The sequence below is a fragment of the Leifsonia sp. fls2-241-R2A-40a genome (assembly GCF_030209575.1).
Taxonomy (GTDB): Bacteria; Actinomycetota; Actinomycetes; order Actinomycetales; family Microbacteriaceae; genus Leifsonia.
Window position 1 is genome coordinate 1,258,607 of sequence record NZ_JARVRS010000001.1, and the last position, 14,595, is coordinate 1,273,201.

The 14,595-nt window shown below is 71.3% G+C and carries 15 protein-coding genes; 9 read left to right on the forward strand and 6 right to left on the reverse strand.

Translation table 11 applies throughout. The features are described 5' to 3' along the window. Positions 1-26: 26 nt before the first annotated feature. Complete coding sequence (locus QRN40_RS06280) at positions 27-797, reverse strand: hypothetical protein (protein ID WP_285114672.1); 771 nt, start codon at positions 795-797, stop codon at positions 27-29. A gap of 68 nt (positions 798-865) precedes the next feature. Further along, complete coding sequence (locus QRN40_RS06285) at positions 866-1,486, reverse strand: hypothetical protein (protein WP_285114673.1); 621 nt, start codon at positions 1,484-1,486, stop codon at positions 866-868. A gap of 70 nt (positions 1,487-1,556) precedes the next feature. On the opposite strand from QRN40_RS06285, the gene QRN40_RS06290 reads away from it, so the two are divergent. Then, the gene (locus tag QRN40_RS06290) at positions 1,557-2,897 is read left to right on the forward strand and encodes an MATE family efflux transporter (RefSeq protein WP_285114674.1); all 1,341 of its coding nucleotides are present in this window, start codon (positions 1,557-1,559) and stop codon (positions 2,895-2,897) included. Between the two features lie 4 nt (positions 2,898-2,901). Here the strand turns inward: QRN40_RS06290 and QRN40_RS06295 are convergent, their stop codons facing one another. Continuing rightward, positions 2,902-4,113 carry an amidohydrolase gene (locus QRN40_RS06295; RefSeq protein ID WP_285114675.1) on the reverse strand — a complete coding sequence of 404 codons (1,212 nt, stop codon included), beginning with the start codon at positions 4,111-4,113 and terminating at the stop codon, positions 2,902-2,904. A 51-nt stretch (positions 4,114-4,164) separates the two neighbouring features. Continuing rightward, positions 4,165-5,235 (reverse strand): LacI family DNA-binding transcriptional regulator, encoded by a 1,071-nt coding sequence (locus tag QRN40_RS06300; protein ID WP_285114676.1) that lies wholly within the window; start codon positions 5,233-5,235, stop codon positions 4,165-4,167. A 69-nt stretch (positions 5,236-5,304) separates the two neighbouring features. On the opposite strand from QRN40_RS06300, the gene QRN40_RS06305 reads away from it, so the two are divergent. Beyond that, positions 5,305-6,567 carry an MFS transporter gene (locus QRN40_RS06305; RefSeq protein WP_285114677.1) on the forward strand — a complete coding sequence of 421 codons (1,263 nt, stop codon included), beginning with the start codon at positions 5,305-5,307 and terminating at the stop codon, positions 6,565-6,567. A 73-nt stretch (positions 6,568-6,640) separates the two neighbouring features. Here QRN40_RS06305 and QRN40_RS06310 read toward each other — a convergent pair whose 3' ends face one another. Further along, a complete protein-coding gene (locus tag QRN40_RS06310; RefSeq protein ID WP_285114678.1) occupies positions 6,641-7,687 on the reverse strand; it encodes a lactonase family protein in 1,047 nt (348 codons plus the stop codon). Positions 7,688-7,736: 49 nt separating this feature from the next. Here QRN40_RS06310 and nucS point away from each other — a divergent pair, with 49 nt between their 5' ends. From nucS to QRN40_RS06330, 4 genes are all read left to right on the forward strand, one after another. After that, on the forward strand, positions 7,737-8,432 hold the full coding sequence (nucS, locus tag QRN40_RS06315) for an endonuclease NucS (RefSeq protein WP_285114679.1): 696 nt from the start codon (positions 7,737-7,739) through the stop codon (positions 8,430-8,432). Beyond that, complete coding sequence (locus tag QRN40_RS06320; RefSeq protein ID WP_285114680.1) at positions 8,432-8,857, forward strand: SseB family protein; 426 nt, start codon at positions 8,432-8,434, stop codon at positions 8,855-8,857. The genes nucS and QRN40_RS06320 overlap by 1 nt, the downstream gene beginning before the upstream one ends. Positions 8,858-8,894: 37 nt before the next feature. Next, positions 8,895-9,575 carry an HAD hydrolase-like protein gene (locus QRN40_RS06325; RefSeq protein WP_285114681.1) on the forward strand — a complete coding sequence of 227 codons (681 nt, stop codon included), beginning with the start codon at positions 8,895-8,897 and terminating at the stop codon, positions 9,573-9,575. Between the two features lie 112 nt (positions 9,576-9,687). Continuing rightward, positions 9,688-10,128, forward strand: coding sequence for a hypothetical protein (locus QRN40_RS06330; RefSeq protein ID WP_285114682.1), 441 nt, complete (start codon positions 9,688-9,690; stop codon positions 10,126-10,128). Between the two features lie 67 nt (positions 10,129-10,195). Here the strand turns inward: QRN40_RS06330 and QRN40_RS06335 are convergent, their stop codons facing one another. Beyond that, positions 10,196-12,100, reverse strand: coding sequence for a BglG family transcription antiterminator (locus QRN40_RS06335; protein ID WP_285114683.1), 1,905 nt, complete (start codon positions 12,098-12,100; stop codon positions 10,196-10,198). Positions 12,101-12,268: 168 nt separating this feature from the next. Here QRN40_RS06335 and QRN40_RS06340 point away from each other — a divergent pair, with 168 nt between their 5' ends. From QRN40_RS06340 to ptsP, 3 genes are read left to right on the forward strand one after another with little or no spacing between them, the layout of a single operon-like run. After that, the gene (locus tag QRN40_RS06340; protein WP_285114684.1) at positions 12,269-12,577 is read left to right on the forward strand and encodes a PTS sugar transporter subunit IIB; all 309 of its coding nucleotides are present in this window, start codon (positions 12,269-12,271) and stop codon (positions 12,575-12,577) included. Positions 12,578-12,624: 47 nt separating this feature from the next. Next, positions 12,625-12,891, forward strand: coding sequence for an HPr family phosphocarrier protein (locus tag QRN40_RS06345; protein ID WP_285114685.1), 267 nt, complete (start codon positions 12,625-12,627; stop codon positions 12,889-12,891). 2 nt (positions 12,892-12,893) lie between these two features. Beyond that, positions 12,894-14,570: a phosphoenolpyruvate--protein phosphotransferase gene (gene ptsP / locus QRN40_RS06350; protein ID WP_285114686.1), complete on the forward strand. Its 1,677-nt coding sequence runs from the start codon at positions 12,894-12,896 to the stop codon at positions 14,568-14,570. Positions 14,571-14,595: the final 25 nt, after the last annotated feature.

Sequence of the window (14,595 nt, forward strand, 5' to 3'; positions counted from 1 at the left end):
TTTTGGGTGCGCGCAGTCGCGCGCTGTCAGGCCTGCGAGCAATCGATGGAATCGATCCCCACGTAGTCGAACTCCGACGCGTCGTCGGGGATCGTGAGCTCGTAAGGCACCCCCGCCTGGAGGTCGGCGGTGGTGCTCCAGACGTCCATCGTCTCGCCGTCCGGGCTGTCGGAGAAGCTCGCCGTGATCGTCGCGCCTGCGCAGGACAGCGTCGGCGTGAGCTCGAACGTCCATCCGTCGACGTAATGCACCCGGGCGCCGTCGATGTCGTAGTCGTCGGCGGTCGAGCCGTCGGAACCGGCGCCGTCGCCGGGTGCGGCCGAGGGGATGCCGGACGGGTCGTCGAAGGGCGCCGCGCTGGAGCCGGCCTGCGATTCCGCCAGCCGGCTGGCGCTGTGCGCGATCGACAGGATGGCGGTGACCGCGATCAGCAGCACGACGAGGCCCGCGGCAACGCTTCCGAGCGTGATGCCGATGATCGCCCCGGTCGAGAGGCGGCGGCGCGGCCGTGCGGGCGGGTTCCAGAGGCCCGGCGCCGTGGGGGCGCCGGGATAGGCCGCTTGCGGGTATCCCGGATACGGGGTGGTGGCCGCCGGCTCGCTGGGTGGATACGCCTGCGATCCCGGCGGCTGCCAGGCGGAGGCGGCGAGCAGCGCATCCCGGGCAGCCGTCACGGCGTCCCGCCGCTCCTCGTCCGCTCCGGCCTCGGCCAGCCGGGCGTCATACGCTCTCTGGACCTCGTCGCGCGTCGCCGACGGCGACACACCCAGCAGTTCTGCCGCCTCGTTCGGACTCACGGCCCGCCCCCTGTCACATCAACGCGTTCGGCTCGATCGTAGACCGGGCCTGGGCATGGGGGGACGGCTCAGACGAGCACCTCTCCGAGGCCGCGTACGCGCCCGGCGTCACGGCGACCGGGACGCTCGGCCGTGGCGATCTCGCCCAGCTCGCGGATGACGCGGTTGTAGTACGCGGACGCAACGCCGGTCCGATAGGCGGCCGGCTGGAGGTCGGCCTCGTTGCGGAGCCGGATCTCAGCGCGCGACGCCTCGATCGGGGAGATGATCTTGACTCCGGCGCGATACCGGATGAGACGGTGGACCCACTGGTCCAACGGCTCGGGGAGGCCCTTCGGCACACGATCGTGCTCCGCTGCGAGCGACGCCCGACCGCGTGCGGCCGGGCTCGGTCGTGACGCGGAGCCGTCGTCGGCCGCCTCCCTCTCTGCGCGTCGACGATCCGCCGCCAGGACCGAGAGCAGGTCGTCGTGACGGTTCGCCTGCTTCGAGAGCACGCCGAGCTCGTCGAGGGCCGCCGCGTACTCCTCCTCGTATCCGGCGTACTCGGCAGGATGCGCGGCCCGGTCGTTCGTCAGATCGGTGCGCGCCGTGGCCGCTTGGGCGCGGGTGAGCACCGTGCGGCCTGCACGCACCCGCTCCAGCCGCCAGGTCCACGTCGCGAGAGGCTCGGGCATCAGCTGGCTCATGGGTCCACTGTAGGAAGGACCACCGACATCGCTGCGCCCGACACGACGTCGGCGGTCCGGGCTAGCGTGGATGCTCGTGAGCACCATCCTCGACCGTCGCCCGGTGGATCGCGAGATCCTCCGCCTCGCCGTCCCTGCCCTGGGCGCGTTGGTGGCGGAGCCGATCTTCCTGCTCGCCGATTCCGCCATGGTCGGACACCTCGGGGTGGCGCCCCTCGCGGGCCTCGGCATCGCAAGCGCCGTGCTTCAGACGATCGTGGGACTGATGGTCTTCCTCGCCTACAGCACCACCCCCGCGGTGGCGCGCAGGCTGGGCGCGGGCGACGAGCGCGGGGCCGTCTCCGCCGGCGTGGACGGCTGCTGGCTGGCGCTCGTCCTCGGTGTCGTGCTCGCGGCGGGATGGGCGGCCGCGCCGTTCCTCGTCGGACTCTTCGGAGCCTCCCCCGACATCGCCGACCAGGCCGCGCAGTACCTGTCGGTCTCGATGCTCGGCCTCCCGGCGATGCTCCTGGTCTTCGCGGCGACCGGGCTCCTGCGCGGACTGCAGGACACCCGCACGCCCCTGGCCGTCGCCGTGGCCGGCTTCGCCGCGAACATCCTGCTCAACTACGTCTTCATCTACGTCGCGGGTCTCGGCATCGCCGGCTCCGCGCTGGGCACCGTCGCCGCCCAGTGGGGCATGGTGCTCGTGTACGCGATCATCGTCGTCCGCCACGCGCGCCGGGTCGGCGCCTCGCTCCTCCCCCATCACACCGGGATCGGGCGGACAGCCCGCTCCGGAGGCTGGCTGTTCCTGCGGACCGTCAGCCTGCGAGCGGCCATGCTGCTCGCCGTCTTCGTGGCGACGCGACTCGGACCGGACGAGCTGGCCGCGTTCCAGGTCACCATGACCATCTTCGCGACGCTCGCATTCGCCCTCGACGCCCTCGCGATCGCGGCGCAGGCCCTGATCGGGAAGGGACTCGGGTCCGGCGACCTCCCGAGCGTCCGCGCGGTGCTGCGCCGCTGCGTGCAGTGGGGCATCGGAGCGGGCGTCGTGCTCGGCGCGGCGACCGTGGCGCTCAGCCCGTTCGCCGCCGGACTGTTCACCAGCGATCCCTCGGTCGCGGCCCTGCTCCCGCTGTCGCTCGCCATCATCGGCGTCGGCGCCCCCTTGGGCGGTTACGTGTTCGTGCTCGACGGGGTGCTGATCGGCGCCGGCGACGCGCGTTACCTGGCCCTCACGGGCCTCGCGAACGTGGCCGTGTTCGTGCCGCTCGCCGTGGCGGCGGCCGTCTGGGGCGGCCACGATGCCACCGGGCTCGCCTGGCTCACCGCCGCGTTCGCGTTCGGCTATCTCGGCGCGCGCGCCGTCACCCTGGGCCTTCGCGCGCACGGCCGCACGTGGATGCGCGCGGGCGCGACCGTCTGAGCGCTCAGCCCAGCCACTCCCGAGCGGCCACGACCAGCGCGCGCACACCGGTGTCGATCGTGGGCTGCGGCAGCGGTGCGAAGAACGGGGAGTGGTTCGTCGGGATGTCCGTCTCGACCGTCCCCGCCGCCACGGCGTTCCGCACGACCTCCGGGTCAGCTCCGCCGAGCATCCAATAGACGAGCGGTACGCCTGCGGCCGTCGCCAGGTTGCCGACGTCCTCGCTGCCGGACAGCGCGCCGGGTTCCAGCACCTGCTCCTCCCCGAACTCGGCCGCGAACGCCGCGTTGACCCGCGCCGTCGCCTCCGGGTCGTTCACGGTCACGGGGTACCGCTCGCCCCACTCCATGTCGGGCGCCTTCGGCGCGCCGGACGCCTGCGACTCCGCCGCGATGATGCGGTGCACGCCGTCGAGCACGTGCTGGCGCACTTCCTCGTTGAAGCTGCGCACGCTGATGCCGAGGGTCGCCTCGGCGGCGATGATGTTGTTCTTCGTGCCGGCGTGCAGGCTGCCGACCGTCACCACGGCGGTCTCCTGCGGCGCGATCTCGCGCGACACCACCGTCTGCAGCCGCATGACGGTCGCCGCCGCCATCACCACCGGGTCGATGGTGGTGTGCGGCTGGGATCCGTGGCCGCCGCGCCCGTGCAGCGTCACCTCCATCGTGTCCACCGCCGCCATGGCCGGCCCGGAGTGGGCGCCGACCATCCCGGCCGGCTGCGGCAGCACGTGCTGTCCGAGCACGACGTCCGGCACCGGCACCTTCTCATAGAGGCCGTCGTCGACCATGACCTGCGCGCCGCCGCCGTGCTCCTCGGCCGGCTGGAACAGCGCGACCAGCGTGCCCGACCACTCGTCGCGCGCGGCGGTCAGCGCCTCGACCGCTCCGAGAAGGCAGGTGATGTGGATGTCGTGGCCGCACGCGTGCATGAGCGGTACGGCGTTCCCGGCCTCGTCCGCGACCGTCTGCGTGGAGGCCCACGGCAGGCCGGTCTGCTCGCGCACCGGCAGCGCATCCATGTCGGCCCGGAGCAGCACCGTCGGGCCATCGCCGTTGCGTAGGATGCCCACGACACCGGTCGTGGCGATGCCGGTGTGCACCTCGTCCAAGCCGAGTTGCGTCAGCCTGTCGGCGACGATTCCCGCGGTGCGGTGTTCGGTGAAGGCGAGCTCGGGGTGGGCGTGCAGGTCGCGGTACAGCGCTTCGAGATCCATGCGGTCAGCCTACGACGGACCCTTCGGCGGCCCGGGTGGTGGCGCGCAGCGCTACCGCGAGCGGGGCGCTGCCGTGGTGTTTCCCAGATGGAACTCGCTGGTGAAGGTCGCCGGATGCGGCTGTCCGCCCTCGAGCATCTCCACGACGGCGCGCCCTGCCGCCCGACCCTTGTCCACCGCCGGCTGGACCAGCGTGGTCAGGTCGTACGGCCACAGGCCGTCGACGCGCACGCCGTCGAACCCCACCACGCTGACGTCGCCGGGAACCTCGAGACCCAGCTCCTCCGCGGCGCGGATGACGCCCGCGGCGAGCAGGTCGCTCTGCGCGATGACGGCCGTCGGCCGGCTGCCGGCGTCGGCGAGCAGCGCGCGCCCGGCCGACCGGCCCTCCTCCACGAAGGAGCCGCGGGTGACCCAGCCGGGAGCCTCGGGGAAGACGTCGCGGGCTCCGCTCAGTCGTTCCAGCGCGGTGGTGGAGCTGGCGGCGGCGAGGCGTTCGGCCGTGAGCGGGCCACGGGCACGGTCGCGAGTGAGGGAGAGTGTCACGATCGCGACGTCGCGGTGCCCGAGGTCGGAGAGGTGCTGCGCGGCGACGCGGGTCGCCTCGCGGTTGTCCTGACCGATGGTCGGGACGCCGTCCGCCGGATCCCCCTCGATCGCGACCAGCGGAATGCCGCGCTGGCGCAGGGTGGCGACCGACTCGTCGAGCCGCGGGCTGCAGCCGATCAGCACCACCGCATCCATCGGGGCGTCCTCGATGCGCTGCGCGGCCTCGCCGGCGTCGGTGAGGATGAGGAGACCCGCGTCGATCGCGCCGATCTCCTCGGTGATGCCGTCGAGCAGCGCGATCTTGATCGGGTCGCGGAAGGCGTCGCGCACCCGCTCCTCCATCACCACGCCGACGATTCCGGAGCGCCCGCGGCGCAGCGAGCGCGCGCGCGGGTCGGGTCCGGCGTAGTTGAGGGTCTTCGCGGCCGCGAGCACGCGCTCGCGGGTGGCGTCGGAGACGGGGCCCGTTCCGGAGAAGGCGAGGGATGCGGTGGAGTTCGACACACCGGCCAGGCGGGCGACCGCGGCCAGCGTCGGCCGGACGCCCACAGAGGCTGTGCTGGGTTCGTTCACGTGTGATAGCTTAGTCGAATCGTTTCGATCGAAACGATTCGAGCCGACGAAACCCCAGGAAACGCACCGATGTCACAGCCGACCCCGACCGCGCGCTCCCGACACGAGCTCACCGCCTGGCGGAACGCCGTCTTCGTCATCTTCATCCTCTCCGGGCTGGCGCTCGCCACGTGGGTCGCCCGCATCCCGGGCATCCGCGACGACCTCGGGCTCGGCAAGGACCCGTCGGCGGTCGGCCTGCTCATCCTCGGGATGTCGATCGGCGCCATCCTCGGACTGACCGTCTCCTCCCCCGTCCTCGTGCGCGTCGGCCCGCACCGCGGGATGGTCGCGGGCCTGGTGATCGTGTCGATCGGCATCCTGTTCATCGGCTTCGGCGCCACCACCTTCCACTCGGTGCCCTCGGTCGCGATCGGCCTCATCCTGCTCGGCTTCGGCAACGGGATGGTCGACGTGATGATGAACGTCGAGGCCACGGCGGTCGAGCGCGAGGTCGGCAAGACGCTGCTGCCGCTCATGCACGCCTGCTTCAGCCTGGGCACCGTGATCGGGGCCGGGATCGGCGCCGCCGCCGCAGCCCTCGGCATCCCCGTCGTGTGGCACCTGCTCGGCATCGCCGTGATCGTGGTCGTGATCGCCGTGGTGGCTGTCCGCTTCATCCCGCGCGAGGCCGAGCTGGGCGACGAGGCGGCGGAGACGGTCACGGTGCCGTTCGGTCAGCGGATGCGCGACTCGTTGGCGGTCTGGGCGGACTGGCGCCTCATCCTGATCGGCGTCGTCATGCTCGGGATGGCGTTCGGCGAAGGCTCTGCGAACGACTGGATCTCGCTCGCGGTGGTCGACGGCCACGGCCAGGCGAACTCCGTCGGAGCGCTCGTGTTCGGGTTCTTCGTTGTCGCGATGACGGTCGGCCGTGTCGTTGGCGGACCGATCGTCGACCGCATCGGCCGCGTCAACGCCATCCGGATCACCGCCGGGATGGGCGCCGTCGGACTGGTGCTCTTCATCGTCGGCGGCCCCATGTGGCTCGTCGTGATCGGAACGGTGCTGTGGGGGTTCGGCGTCTCGCTGGGCTTCCCCCTCGGCATGTCGGCGGCGGCCGACGGCGCGGCCAACCCGGCTGCGCGCGTCTCGGCGGTCGCGATCATCGGGTACTGCGCCTTCCTCGCCGGACCGCCCCTCCTGGGCTTCCTCGGGCAGCACTACGGTCTGCTGAACGCGCTGTTCCTCGTCCTCGCCCTGCTGGTGGCCGCGTTCCTGGCCGCACCCGCCGTACGCCCCGTCGCGGCGCCGGCCGTCCGCTCCCGCGAGAGCGCGCCGGACCCCGCCTGACCCCCGTACGATTTGCGCCAAATCTTCGGAATGCGCGCGGAATGACGGAGATTTGGCACAAATCTCCAGGGCGTCAGACGAAGCGCAGGCAGACCGGGGTCGGGATGGGCGACGCCCCGAGCAGGCGCAGCGTCCGTGCCGCGTCGTCGAAGGCGAACACGGTGACTTCGTCACTGTCCTGGCAGGCCGCGAGCACGCGGTCGCCGTCGGGCGAGATCACCAGGTCGCGCGGAGTCCGTCCGCCGACCGGCACCGACGCGACCAGCGACACCCGGGACGCCCGCGCGTCGAACGCGAAGACCGCGACCGTGTCGTCCCCCCGATTGCTGACCAGCACCGTGTCGCCCGACGCGCTGATGCACACGGCCGCCGGAGCGTTGTCCCCGTCGGCGTCGTCCGCGCGGGTGGTCGTGCTCTGCGTCCGCACGAACCGGTCGCCGTCGCGCCGGAGCACATCCACACTCGAGTCCAGCTCGTTCGCGAGCACGGCGTGCCGGCCGTCGGGGTGGAAGGCGAGGTGCCGTGGGCCAGCCGAACCCACCACCACGGTCGCTTCCGGCCGGAGCGTCAGTGCGCCGTCCGCGGAGAGGGCGTACCAGCGCACCTCCCCCAGCCCGAGGTCGACGACGACGACGTCCCCGGTCACCGGGTCGACGCTGAGCTGGTGGACGTGCGGCGCCTCCTGCCGCTCGGGATCGGGCCCGCGGCCCTCGTGCTGCACGAACGCGGTGCGCTCACCGAGCGAGCCGTCGGCCTCCAGCGCGAACACCGACACCGTCCCGCCGCCGTACGTGCCCGCGATGAGCAGCCGCCCCGACGGATGCACGACCAAGTGCGCAGGCGACGGGCCTCCGCTCGACACGGAGTTCCGCTCGGTCAGGGCCCCGTCGGCGCCGCGCGCGAACGCCACCAGCCGCCCGTCGGGCTCGGTCTCGCTCACCGCATACGCAGCGGAGCCGTCCGGGGAGACGGACACCCAGGACGGGTTCTCGACGCGCGCCGCGACCGCGACGTCCGTGACCGCCGTGCCGTCGAAGCGCGCCGAGACCACGCCGTCCGCGTGGCCGTCGACGTGCGGGAGGCGCTCGGTGTAGGTGCCGATGAGGAGGTCGCGGGTCATGCGCCCATCCAACCACCGCCCTGGCGCCCCCTGCGCTTAGGATGTTCCGGTGCGTCTCGTCATTGCCAACTGCTCCGTCGACTATGCGGGCCGGCTCAGCGCGCACCTGCCGCTGGCGACACGGCTGCTCATGCTGAAGGCCGACGGCAGCCTCCTGGTGCACTCGGACGGCGGCTCGTACAAGCCGCTCAACTGGATGAGCCCGCCCTGCACCCTGACCGTCGACGAGCCGGACGACCTGCAGCGGGCGGCCGGCATCAGCGAGGTCTGGCGCGTCACCCAGGCCAAGACGGCCGACATGCTCATCGTGTCCATCCACGAGGTCCTCAGCGACACCGCGCACGACCTGGGCGTCGACCCAGGACTGCAGAAGGATGGCGTGGAGGCGCACCTGCAGAAGCTGCTAGCCGAGCAGATCCATCTCCTCGGCGACGGGCACGTGCTGGTCCGGCGCGAGTACATGACGGCGATCGGGCCGGTCGACATCCTGGCCCGGGACGGAGCCGGCGCCGCGGTGGCCGTGGAGCTTAAGCGTCGCGGCGACATCGACGGCGTGGAGCAGCTGACCCGGTACCTGGAGCTGATGAACCGCGACCCGCACCTCGCCCCCGTCACCGGCGTCTTCGCCGCCCAGGAGATCAAGCCTCAGGCCCGCACACTGGCCGAGGACCGCGGCATCCGCTGCCTGGTCCTCGACTACGACGCGATGCGCGGGCTCGACGACAGCGACAGCAGGCTCTTCTGATGGCGAAGCCGAAGCCGAGGTTCCCACAGAGCTACGAGAACACCCCCGTCAAGAAGGCCCTGGCAGCCATCGCCGCCGAGCCGACCCTCCCGAACCTGGAGGCCCTGCTCGCGGCCGCGGTGAAGGGCGGCCTGGTCGTGGATGTGACCGGATCGACCCCGCAGGACACCCGACTCCGCACGATCAGCTCGACCACGGGCGAGGCGGTGCTTCCCCTCTTCACGTCGACGAGCGCGCTGCGCGCCGCCGTGGCTCAGTCCGCCGAGGGCGACGGCGTTCAGGTGCAGGCCGTCATCGTGCCGGCTGTGGAGGCGCTCAGCTTCATCCGCACCGCCGACTTCGTCGCCGTGCAGTTCGACCCGGGCGCCGAGCACACCATGGTGGTGGCCCGTTCCCACATCGAGTCCGCGCTCAGCGAGCGTTGACCGGTGATTCAGATACGTCACATACCATAGGACCGCTATGACCAACCCGATCACCACCACCGTCACCCGGACCTGGACCTGTGTCCTGTTCGACCTCGACGGCACCCTCACCGACTCCGCACCGGGCATCACCGCCTCCCTCGCCCGCATGTTCGCGGCCCTCGGCCGGCCGGTGCCCACGCCCGCACAGCTTCTCGAGTACGTCGGTCCGCCGCTGCTCGACTCCCTCGAGGCCTTCGCCGGGATGACGGAGCCCGAGGCACGCAACGCCCTCGCCGTCTACCGCGAGGACTACGCCCGGCACGGCGCGCTCGACTCCGCCGTCTTCCCCGGCATCCGGGGCCTGCTGCAGCGTCTGCACGCCGCCGGCATCCCGCTCGCCCTCGCGACGAGCAAGCCCGAGATCCAGGCCACGCGCATCCTGGAGCACTTCGACCTCGCGCAGTACTTCGACGTCATCACCGGCGCCACCGAGGACGAGAGCCGCAGCGCCAAAGCGGATGTGGTGGCCGAGGCCCTGCGTCGCCTCGAGGAGCGCGGTACCGCACTCGACCACACCGTCATGGTGGGCGACCGCCAGTACGACGTCGAGGGGGCGGCGGCTCACGGGCTGCCGACCATCCTCGTCGAGTGGGGCTACGGCTCGCCCGCCGAGGCGCAGGGAGCGATCGCGGTCGTGCACTCCGCCGACCAGCTGAGCTCCCTCCTGCTGGGCTGATCCTCGAGGGGTCGACCGCGGCCCCACTGCGGTACCGACTAGGCGGGTCCGCCGGTGCGCGGGTAGGCTGTTGTGTTGCGAAACCGCACCTCATACAGCACTAGGAATCCATATGCGCACACGTAATCCGTTCGTTCCAGCCGCCATCGTCGCGGCTCTCACCATCGGCTCGCTGGCAGCCTGCTCCAGCAGCGGCAACACCAACTACGTCTCGTCGCACACTCCGGCGTCGTCGTCGTCGGCGACCGCGGGATCGTCGTCCGGCAGCGGAGCGAAGTCGGAGGAACTGCCCTCCGACTTCCCGAAGGCCGACGTTCCGCTCGTCGACGGGACCATCGTCGTCGCTCGCGGCGACAAGGACAACGGCTGGTCGGTCACGGTCCAGCCGTCGGGCAAGAACGGCTTCGCCGACGCGAAGTCCGCGCTCGAGGGCAAGGGCTACACCCAGCAGGCCGGCGGCACCGACTCCGCCGCGGTGTACACCAACGACAAGTACACGGTCTCCGTGAAGACGCCCGGCGTCTCCGTGACCTATGCAGTGACCGCAAACTAGCAGCACCGCAGCACCGCACCCATCAGCGCCCCGCCATCGGTGGGGCGCTGTTGCGTTGCCGGGGCGCTCAGGTGTCGATGATGCGGACGAGCTCGTCGATGAACGCGGTGAACGTGTCGGCGCGGCGGATGAGACCGAGCACCGTGTCGCGGTCGGAGAAGACCTCGACGAACTGGTCGAACACGGTCTGGAACGACGCGCGTCCGGCTGCGGAGAACGCGATGAACGCGATCACGTTGACCCGCGCATCCCCCCAGTCGATCGCCGTGTCGTTGATCACGATCGCGATCGCGGTCCGTTTCGCGCTCATCGTCATCGAGTGCGGCACGGCCAGCGAGTCGGTGAACGCAGTGGACGACATCTGCTCGCGCTCGACGGCCTGATCGACGTACTCCTGGTCGATCGCGCCCGCCTCGATCATCCGGTCGCCGAGCGCACGGATCAGGGTGATCGGATCGCGCGCGTAGAAGTTGCGCAGGAACAGGCTCTCGTCGAAGTACTCCAGCAGCTCGCTCTTGATGCGCGCGCGGTGGCGCTGGCGGCGGATGCGCGAGGCCGCCTGCCGGATGTGCTCGACATCCGTCTCGGTCAGGAAGGGCTGGACGATGACCGCGTTCTCGCGGCGTCCGCGCGGGTCGATCGTCGTGAGCACGAGGTCGGCGTCGATCGCCTCCCAGTCCGCGTCGGTGGAGGTGATGATGCTGGTGATGTCCAGCTCGTCGCCCAGAGTGCTCTCGAGCCGGTCCCGCAGCAGGATGTGCATGTCGTAGTAGTTGGGGCACACGACCGCGCAGGTGACCGCATCCCTTCGTCGCGACTGCTGCTCGAGGTACGCGCCGACGTGCATCGCGATGTACGCGATCTCGTCGTCGTTCACCTCGATGCCCTCGGCCGTCTGCAGCCGGCTGGCGATGTACACGGCGAGCTCGTAGATCATCGGATACGAGCTCTTGATCGACCGGGTCAGCGGGTTGCGCGAGAACGTGTTCTCGTGCGCCCGCGCTACGAGATTCTGCACGTGCAGGGTGAGCCGCACGATGAAGTTCTCATCGTGCAGGTCGACGAGGTACTCGGCGGACGCCCGGTCGACGATGCCGCGGACGACATCGAGGTCCGCCGGGCTGACGAACTCTTCGACCGTGTCGCGTCCTGCTCCCGGCGCGATGACGCGGGTCCGCATGAGGATCGCCAGGTACCGCAGCTCGGTGGCGTCGAGGGCGGTGCCGAAGTGCCGTTCGATCAGTCTGCCGAGGTCGGCCGCGAGCGAGCGGATGGTCTCGCTCGTCTCCGGCTCCTCCACGGCCGGGAGCACGCGATCCTTCGCGAACCGGTCGAGGGCGACCGCCATGTGCAGCAGCACGTCGTTGATGCCGTACTCGTTCACGAAGAAGCCCCGCGCATCCAGCATGGCGACGAGGTCGGATTTGAAGTCGCTGAGCCCTTCCGAGCCGAAGGCCTCCTGGATGCGCGCCACGTCCACGACGCTCTGCCGCATCTCGTCGCGGAACAGCCGGCTGAGCAGCTTGCGCCGTGCGATCTCCGGCCCGAGCAGCTGCACCACCCCGCCGCGCCGTTCGAGTGAGAGCTCCGTCCCGGCGAGCAGCCCGCGCATCCGGGTGAGGTCGGACTCGATGGTGGAGTCGGAGACGAACAGGCTCTCGGCGGTCTCGTACACGTCGATGCCGTCCGGCTCGTCGAGCAGCCGCCGGACGAGGAACACCAGCCGCTCCTGCGGCGACCCGGCGGTGCCGGCGTCCGAGCTGCCGTCGCCGGCCAGGTAGGCCGCGTAGGCGTCCGGCTTGACGCGGTACCCGCTGGCGCCGGACTCCACGACCTGACCGAGGGCGGCGGCGTAGCTGCGGATGCTGCGCGTCGTCACACCGAGGTCGTGCGCGAGCTCGGCGGCAGTCACCCAGGCAGCACGACGCGCGAGGATGTCGAGCATCCTCGTCTGCTTCGCCGAGAGCGCCACCAGCGACCACCTTTCCCGACGAGTCAACCACCCCGTGGCCCGCGGCGTCGCGCGCCCGGGGATGTTTCCGCACCCCCGGAAGAAACGCTGCTGGAACCCGCCCGCTCGCAGCGCGAGCATTGCTGACGTTCCATGAGTTCCACCCCGCACTCCGAAAGGCAAGGATCGATGAAGATCGTGGTCGTCTGCGGCGCCGGTGCGTCGAGCACCTTCGTCGCCGTCAAGCTGCGCAGTGCGGCCCGCAGCCGCGGAACCATCGTCGACGTCGAGCCGGGCAGTGCGACCCAGCTGGAGTCTCTCTCCGGAGTGGATGTCGTCCTCGTCGGCGCGCACCTCGAGTACGCGGTCCCGGGCCTCCGCGAACGTGCGGCCGCGACGGGCACGGCTGTCGCCGTGCTCCCCCCTGTCTCCCCTGCGGCCCTCGACGGCGAGCGCGCGCTGGACCTGGCCCTGAACGCCAAGGCGACGACACTATGAGTGACAGGGCGGCCACCCGGCCCGCACGGAACGAAGGAGACCACACCATGGCTGAACGGATCATCACCGTCGGATCTGCACACGGGCTGCACGCCCGCCCCGCGAAGCTGTTCGTCGAGGCGGTCAACGGCTCGGGCGCGAAGGTGAAGCTCACCAAGGAGGGCGGCAAGACCGTCGACGCGGGCAGCATCCTCGGGGTGATCTCGCTCGGCATCGACCACGGCGACAAGATCGTGCTCACCACCGACGCGGACAACGGTGAGGCCGTCCTCGACGACCTGGCCGAGATCCTGGTCACGGACCACGACGCCTGATCATGGCCGACACCTCCACTCTCACCGGCGCCGGCATCGGGCAAGGCGTCGCCATCGGGCACGTCCTGCGCATGTCCGCCCCGCTTCCCGAGCCGACCGATCAGCCCAGCTCGCGCACCCCCGAGGAGGAGAAGGCGCGCGTCCAGGAGGCCGTGGCCACGGTCGCCGCGGACCTGCGCGAGCGCGCATCCACCGTCGAGGGCACCGCCGCCGATGTGCTCGAGGCGCAGTCGATGATGGCCGAGGATTCTACGCTCGCCGACGACGTCGCCTCGCGGATCGACGGCGGCAAGACGGCGGAACGCGCCGTGTTCGAGGGCTTCGCGGTCTTCCGCGACATGCTGAAGGATCTCGGCGGCTACATGGGTGAGCGCGCCGGCGACCTGGACGACGTGTCGCAGCGTGTCGTCGCCGCCCTCCAGGGCGAGCCCGCACCGGGAGTCCCGCACTCGGACACCCCCTACGTCCTGGTCGCGCACGACCTCGCCCCCGCCGACACCGCCCTCCTCGACCTGACGAAGGTGCTCGGGCTGGTGACGAAGGAGGGCGGACCGACCTCGCACACCGCGATCCTGGCGCGCGAGAAGTCGATCGTCGCCATCGTCGGCGCGGCGGGTGCGGACGGGCTCTCCAACGGCGACGAGGTGATCGTGGACGCCGCGTCGGGGACCGTCACCGTCGCCCCGTCCGACGCCCAGCGGGCCGACGCCCAGCACCGCATCGACGAGCGCGCGGCCGCGCTCGCGGGCGGCGTCGAGCCGGGCGCCCTCGCGGACGGCACACCCGTCCCCCTGCTCGCCAACCTGGGCTCCGCCGATGGCGTCGAGGGCGCCCTCGCCGCCGGTGCGGAGGGAGTCGGCCTGTTCCGGACCGAGTTCCTGTTCCTGGATGCGCGCATGGCGCCGACCGTGGAGGAGCAGCGCGAGCAGTACATCAAGCTGCTGAGCGCGTTCGGCGGCGGCCGGAAGGTCGTCGTGCGCGTGCTCGATGCCGGCGCGGACAAGCCGCTCGAGTTCCTCAACGATGCGCACGAGGACAACCCGGCCCTCGGCCTCCGCGGCCTGCGCTCGCTTCGAGCGAACGAGGACATCCTGCGCGAACAGCTGACCGCCCTCGCCGAGGCGGATGCGCAGACCGACGCCGACCTGTGGGTCATGGCCCCGATGGTCTCCACCGTCGAGGAGACCCGGTACTTCACCGAGCTGGGGCGCGAGTACGGCCTGAAGACGGTCGGCGTGATGGTCGAGGTCCCGTCGGCCGCGCTGCTCGCGGACCGCGTGCTCGACGTGGCCGACTTCGCGTCCGTCGGCACCAACGACCTCACGCAGTACACCCTCGCGGCCGACCGCCTGCTCGGCTCGGTCGCGGGCTTCCAGAGTCCGTGGCACCCCGCCGTCCTCCGCCTGATCGGCGAGGTCGGTTCGGCGGGCGCGGCTCGCGGAAAGCCGGTCGGGATCTGTGGCGAGGCGGCGGCGGACCCCCTGCTCGCCGTGGTGCTCGTCGGACTCGGCTCCACCACCCTCTCCATGTCGCCCGCGGCCATCGCCGACGTGCGGCTCTCCCTGAAGCGCTACACCCTCGACCAGGCCCGATCCCTGGCCGAGATCGCCCTGGCCGCCGATGGCGCGGCCGAGGCCCGGGAGGCGGTCCGTGCGGCCGCCGAACGATTCACCTCCTAACCCCCACACCAGAAACGAGGCACCA